The organism is Streptomyces sp. DvalAA-14 (assembly GCF_900091855.1).
In the GTDB taxonomy this organism is placed as follows: Bacteria; Actinomycetota; Actinomycetes; order Streptomycetales; family Streptomycetaceae; genus Actinacidiphila.
In genome coordinates this window covers 1-5,582 of sequence record NZ_FMCH01000484.1, presented here as the reverse complement: position 1 = coordinate 5,582, position 5,582 = coordinate 1, and the positions used below count along the sequence as shown (strand labels likewise).

Here is a 5,582-nt window from a genome sequence, read left to right as displayed (position 1 = left end):
GCGCCCGGGGCGACCCGCCAGTCCGCCGGGAAAGGCGCCCCACCGGCCCGGGTGAGGGGTTCGGCGAGCGCGCGCAGCAGCTCCGGGAGCACGGTCAGGCCCGCCCCGGCCAGGACAGCGGCACCGGAGGCGGCAAGTCCCGCCCACCGGGCCCGGGCGTCCGGTGCGGCGCCGCCCAGCGCCGCCCGGACGAAGCGCGCGAGGGCGACGAGGGCAAGGACGGTGGCGGGCAGGGGCGAAGGCGAGGACCCGCCAGGAACCGGGCAGAGCCGTGCGCGGCGGCGCGGCGACCGCCGTGACCAGGGCGAGCCCGGCCAGGGCGGCGGCGGCCAGCCGGCTTCCGTACCGCAACTCCTTGCGGCCCGCGGCGGCCGCGCCCAGCAGGACCAGCAGCGCGAGGGGCACGCAGCAGCGCAGCGCGGGCCCGTAACCGCCGGCCTGGACCGCGTCCACCGCGGCCACCACCCCGCCGAGTCACCGCCCAGCCGGTCGCCGCCGTACGGCCGAGCCCGGACATCGCGGCGGCCGGGCGGTCCCCGACCCGCCCGGCGAGACGGGCGCGCAGAGCGAGCGCCGCGGCCAGGTCGAAGCCGGCGCAGCCGATCAGCGCGGCGGCCCAACCCGCCGGCCGGTCCCCGCGGCAAGGGCGGCGAGGGGCGCGGTGCACTGGAGGAGCAGCAGCGCGGCGACCGGTACGACGGCCGACCGGATGCCCCACGCGTAGGCCGCCGCCCCCACCGCGACCAGCCCGGTCGCCCCGGCCCAGTAGGGGACGCCGCCCACGTGCCGGAGGTCGCCGAGGCCGCAGGCGCGGGCCGCGAAGCAGTCGAGCAGCACCAGCGCGAGGCCCACGGCGGACGCCGTCTCGGCGGTGGCGGTGAGCGCGCGGCGGCGCAGCGGAACGTACGCGGTCAGGGCGAGCACGGTGAGCACCGCGAGGACGGCGGCGCGGCCCCCGAGCCCGAGACGGCCCCAGTTCACGAGGGTGAAGACCAGCCCGGCGATGGTGAGCAGCGAGCCGCCGAGCACCAGCAGCACGGTCTGCACCGACGGCGCCGCCTGCTGGCGTGACGGCGGCCCGTACGGCCCGTACGGCCCGGCGCTCGTGCGGGCCACCGGGCCCGGTCGTTGCGCGCGCAGCCCGGCGAGCAGGACGCTTCGCTGCCGGAGCAGCGCGGCCCGCCGCAGACTGAGGTCGGTGAGCGTGTCGAGCACACGCCGGAGTTCGGCGACATCCGGGCCGGTGAGGGGCAGCCGGCAGCGGGGGCAGCGGTCAGGTCCTGCGGCGGCGAGGGGCGTACCGCAGTCGGGGCAGCGCAGCGGGCGGGCGTCCATGAACGCGAGTTTGGACGCGGACGTGCATCAGCACATGAGTACGGGTACTCAGCCCGATCCTCGGTGGGCCCGGGGTCGTTGCGCCCCTCGGGGGCGGACGGCCGCGTCGGGCCCGCCGCCCCCCCGGCCTAGGGCGAGCCGGCGCCCAGCCGTTTCGGCGGGGGGCCCGCCACCCGGGAGGGGGGCGCATGGCCGGGGGGCCGCCTTGGGGGCAGGGTGCGGTTGGGGGTGGTTGAGCGCGCAGTTCCCCGCGCCCCTTCGGGGCGTGCCTCACCTGCGGGATCGTTGAGCGGTTGGGGGTCGGGGGCTGGGCGTGCCTCCAGGGTGCGGTTCGTGGTGGCTGGTCGCGCAGTTCCCCGCGCCCCTTTGGGGTCGTGGCTGGGCCGGGTGGGCGGCCGGGTGTGCGGGGTGGTGGCTGGGCGCGCAGTTCCTCGCGCCCCTTCGGGCCGTGGCTGGGCCGGGTGGGCAGTCGGGTGCCCGGGTCGTGGCTGGGCGGGCGGTTCCCCGCGCTCCCCTCGGGGCGTGGCTGGGTCGGGTGGGGCGGTTTGCTGGGAGGGGTGGGGTGGGCGTAGAACTCGTCGGCAGCAGTGGCGTCGGAAGGGTGAACGGATGAGCGCGCGTTTCGAGGAGATCGACTGGCGCCCCACGCCCATGGGCGACATCAGCTTGCGGCGTCGGCGTGATCCGGCGTCGGGGGACGATGTGTACGAGGTCAAGCTCGGCGACGAGTTCTTGATGTCCAGCCTTTTTACGGCCGGCGAGATCGCCCTCACCGAACTCGGGCTGGCGAAACTGCCAGAGCCGGTCGACCCGGCCGTCCCCGGCCTGGACGTCGCGGTCGGCGGCCTCGGTCTGGGCTACACCGCCCGGGCCGCGCTCGACGATCCCCGGGTGCGCTCCCTGGTCGTGGTGGACGCGCTGGGTGAGGTGATCGGCTGGCACGAGCGCGGGCTGGTGCCGCTGGGTGCCGGGCTGGCGTCGGATCCCCGCTGCCGCTTCGTCCAGGGCGACTTCTTCGCGATGGTCGGCGACGCCCACGGCCTGGACCCGCAGGCGCCGGGCCGCCGCTTCCACGCGATCCTGCTGGACGTCGACCACTCGCCGCGGCACGTGCTGCACCCGCGCCACGCCGCCCTCTACCGGCCCGAGGGGCTGCGGACGCTGGCCGATCGCCTGCACCCCGGCGGCGTGTTCGCCCTCTGGTCGAACGATCCGCCGGACGAGGAGTTCACCGCTGTCCTCGCCGAGGTCTTCGCCGAACCGGAGGCCCGCGTCGTCGCCTTCGACAATCCGCTGCAGGGCGGCACCGCCACCAACACCGTTTATCTGGGGGTGGCAAGAGCCGACCCGGCAGCGCGCTGACGGGCGACTACTGCGACGGCCCGGTACGAGTGCCCGCGTGCCGGGCGGTGTCGCGCTGCCGGGCCGGCGCCGGCCGGAACTCCAACTCCCGGTCGCCGAGCGGGTCCCGGAACAGCCGCGCGTCCCTCACATAGTGCTGGCGCAGCCGCCACGGCGCCCGGTCGCCCTGCAACGGCAGGATCGCCAGCGAGCGTTGGAAGTAGCCGGAGGTCATCTCGATGTAGGGACCGGTGTTCATCGGCTCGGCCGGCAGCCGCGGGGTGACGACCGCGTGGCCGTGCCGCCGCATGGCGGCGATCAGCCGGGCCACGTAGGCGGCGACGAGGTCCGCCTTGAGCGTCCAGGAGGCGTTGGTGTAGCCCAGGGCGAAGGCGAGGTTGGGGATGCCGTCGAGCATCATCGCCTTGAAGGCGACCCGCTCCTGGAGCGGCACCGGGGAGCCGTCCAGGCTCAACTCGACGCCGCCCAGCGGCAGAAGGTTCAGTCCGGTGGCGGTGACGACCACGTCGGCGTCGAGATGGCCGCCGGAGCCGAGCCGCAGCCCGGTCCGGGTGAAGCTCTCGATCCGGTCCGTGACGACCTCGGCCGCGCCGGACCGGATCGCCGCGAAGAAGTCGCCGTCCGGCACCACGCACAACCGCTGGTCCCACGGCTGGTAGGCCGGGTTGAAGTGGGTGTCCACGTCGTAGCCGGCCGGCAACCGCCGGACCGCGCCACGGCGGAGCAACGCCCGCATCCGGTCCGGGTACTTGCGGCACAGCCGGTAGAACGCGGTTGCCAGCCGGATGTTCTTCCAGCGCACCACCGCGTACGCCCGGCGGGCGGGCAGCACCTTGTGCAGTGCGCCCGCGAGGCGGTCGCGGGCGGGCAGCGCCATCACGAACGACGGCGAGCGCTGCAGCATGGTGACCCGCGCCCCCGCGGCGGCCAGCGCCGGCACCAGGGTGACGGCCGTGGCGCCGCTGCCGATGACGACGACCCGCCGCCCGGCCACGTCGAGATCCCCGGGCCACTCCTGCGGATGCACCACGGGGCCGGCGAAGTCCGAACGGCCGGGCCAGTTCGGCGTGTAGCCCTGGTCGTAGCGGTAGTAGCCCGTGCAGGCGTAGAGGAAACCGCAGGTGTGCGTGCTGAGTTCGCCCGAGCCGGTGTCTTCGACCGTCACCGTCCAGCGGGCGTCCTCGGTGGACCAGTCGGCGCGTAACACCCGGGAGTGGTAGGTGATGTGCTCGTCCACGCCGTACTCCGCCGCGGTCTCCCGCACGTAGCGCAGGATCTGCTCGCCGGCGGCGATCGAGGAGGTGTGCCGCCAGGGGCGGAAGGCGTAGCCGAGGGTGAACATGTCGGAGTCCGAGCGCACCCCGGGGTAGCGGAACAGGTCCCAGGTCCCGCCGCTGGCGCCGCGCGCCTCCACGATCGCGTACGAACTGCCCGGGGCCTCGCGCCGGAGGTGGCAGGCGGCACCGATCCCGGACAGGCCGGCGCCGACGATCAGCACGTCCACGTGGTCCGGTGCGCGCCGCCGCCCCGGCTCGGCGGCGGGCGGCGGGTGATCGGCGGCGGCGGTCACGGTGCTCCCTCGGCAGCTGTCGGCGCGTTGACGGCAAGCGTGAGGATGGCACCGGCGCGGGGGCGGTGCAACAGGTTCGGCCCCGGCGGCACCGCCCGCCGCCGGAACGGCCCCGCGGCCCGCCGGCCCGGCCCCGGCCCCGCCGCCCGGAGCTCAGCCCGGCCGCGGCAGTTCGCGTACGACCTCCTGCGGCCGCTTGTCGTCCCGCAGCCCCAGGAAGCGCGGGTGCCGCAGCATCCCGTCCCGGGTCCACTCGCTGAAGCCGACCTGGGCGACCAGTTCCGGGCCGACCCAGTGCGCGGTCCGTTCCCGGACCGGGTCGGCGAAGGGGGAGCCGGGTTGCCGCAGCGTGTCGAGCCGTTCCCGCAGCGCCCGCAGGGTCCGCTGGTCGTACCCGGTGCCGACCTTGCCCGCGTAGCGGAGCGGCCGTCCGTCCCCGCCTCCGCCCCCGCCCGTGCCGGGCCCGCCGCCCTGCTCTCGGGCGTCGTAGTAGCCGATCAGCAGCGCGCCGAAGCCGATCCGGCTGCCGGACGGCTCGGTGAAGCCGCCGATCACGAACTCCTGCCCCGCCGCGCACTTGAGCTTCAGCCAGTCGCCGGACCGACGCGCCTGGTAGGGCGCGTCGGCGCGTTTGGCGATCAGCCCCTCCCAGCCCTTGGCGCATGCCTCGTCGAGGAGTTGGTCGCCGCCGTAGTTGCGGTGCGGGGTGTAGCGCAGCGGGCCGTGGAAGTTCAGCGTGTCGCGGAGCAGTGTCTTGCGGGTGCGCTGCGGCAGGCCGGCGGTGGACCAGCCGTCCAGGCCGAGCAGGTCGAAGACGTAGTAGAAGACCTCGACGGGGCTCGCGGCCACCGCCCGCGCTTCGGTCAGGCCCAAGCGCTGCTGGAGCAGCGAGAAGTCGGTGCGGCCGTCGCGCAGGGCGACGATCTCGCCGTCCACCACCACGTCTCGGCAGTCCTGCGCGGCCAGCGCGTCCACCACTTCGGGGTAGGTGCGGTCCATGGCCCGGCCGGTACGGGACAGCAGCCGCACCCCGCCGGCCTCACCGATGCCCAGGGCGCGGACACCGTCGAGTTTCCGCTCGAAGATCCAGCGCTCGTCGAAGGCACGGCGGTCGCTGAGGGTGGCCAGCATCGGCCGGTCCACCAGCAGCGAGCGGTCATCGGGCGCGGGTCGCAGCCGGGCCCGCTGCGCCGCGGGAAGGCGGGCGAGGGCGGCGGGCAGCTCGTCGCTGTCCGCCGCCGCAGGCGCGGCCGGGCTGGCCGGGCGGGTCTTCGGGGGGCTCACCGCGCGGCCTTCCCGCGCCCGGTCCCACCGC

4 protein-coding genes are annotated in these 5,582 nt (G+C 75.8%); 1 reads left to right on the top strand and 3 read right to left on the bottom strand.

Features of this window, described 5'->3' with window-relative positions; genetic code table 11:
- Window positions 1–603 precede the first annotated feature (603 nt).
- Window positions 604–1,335: a hypothetical protein gene (locus GA0115240_RS25625; RefSeq protein ID WP_093740102.1), complete on the bottom strand. Its 732-nt coding sequence runs from the start codon at window positions 1,333–1,335 to the stop codon at window positions 604–606.
- A gap of 609 nt (window positions 1,336–1,944) precedes the next feature.
- On the opposite strand from GA0115240_RS25625, the gene GA0115240_RS25620 reads away from it, so the two are divergent.
- Entirely contained in the window at window positions 1,945–2,697 is a 753-nt protein-coding gene (locus GA0115240_RS25620) for a spermidine synthase (RefSeq protein ID WP_093740100.1), read from the top strand.
- A 7-nt stretch (window positions 2,698–2,704) separates the two neighbouring features.
- Here GA0115240_RS25620 and GA0115240_RS25615 read toward each other — a convergent pair whose 3' ends face one another.
- Together GA0115240_RS25615 and ligD are read right to left on the bottom strand one after the other, a co-directional pair.
- Window positions 2,705–4,267 (bottom strand): flavin-containing monooxygenase, encoded by a 1,563-nt coding sequence (locus GA0115240_RS25615; protein ID WP_218087439.1) that lies wholly within the window; start codon window positions 4,265–4,267, stop codon window positions 2,705–2,707.
- A 153-nt stretch (window positions 4,268–4,420) separates the two neighbouring features.
- Complete coding sequence (ligD, locus tag GA0115240_RS25610) at window positions 4,421–5,488, bottom strand: non-homologous end-joining DNA ligase (RefSeq protein WP_370673373.1); 1,068 nt, start codon at window positions 5,486–5,488, stop codon at window positions 4,421–4,423.
- Between the last annotated feature and the right edge of the window lie 94 nt (window positions 5,489–5,582).

Coding starts and splice junctions, on each gene's coding strand:
- GA0115240_RS25625 (WP_093740102.1), bottom strand. CDS start 1,335: ATGGACGCCCGCCCGCTGCGCTGCCCCGACTGCGGTACGCCCCTCGCC.
- GA0115240_RS25620 (WP_093740100.1), top strand. CDS start 1,945: ATGAGCGCGCGTTTCGAGGAGATCGACTGGCGCCCCACGCCCATGGGC.